This window comes from Streptococcus suis (genome assembly GCF_002960445.1).
Classification (GTDB): domain Bacteria; phylum Bacillota; class Bacilli; order Lactobacillales; family Streptococcaceae; genus Streptococcus; species Streptococcus hyiners.
In genome coordinates this window covers 1-264 of record NZ_POJD01000006.1, presented here as the reverse complement: position 1 = coordinate 264, position 264 = coordinate 1, and the positions used below count along the sequence as shown (strand labels likewise).

Here is a 264-nt window from a genome sequence, read left to right as displayed (position 1 = left end):
TAGTTTCTGCCGCAGAAGTTGTATTTCCTAAATCCATTTGGCTATCTTCAACCGTAGAAACACCTTCAGCCTTTGCCTCTTCAACTGCTTGTGTTACCGTATCATGTGGTACGGTAACAGCAATCGCTCCATTAGATTGTCCAGTTAACGCTAAAATTTCAGTTTGTTCAGATACAGGTTTTGGCTGTGCTTCTGGTAAATTTGTGGCTGGATTCTCCGTTCGTTGGATGTTGGTGTCAACTGATGATGTGACTTCATCAGCAT

Annotated in this window: 1 protein-coding gene; it reads right to left on the bottom strand. The window is 42.4% G+C overall.

The window, feature by feature from the left end:
• A partial coding sequence (locus tag C1G53_RS00020; protein WP_153046614.1) for a hypothetical protein occupies positions 1-264 on the bottom strand: 264 nt, incomplete at both ends.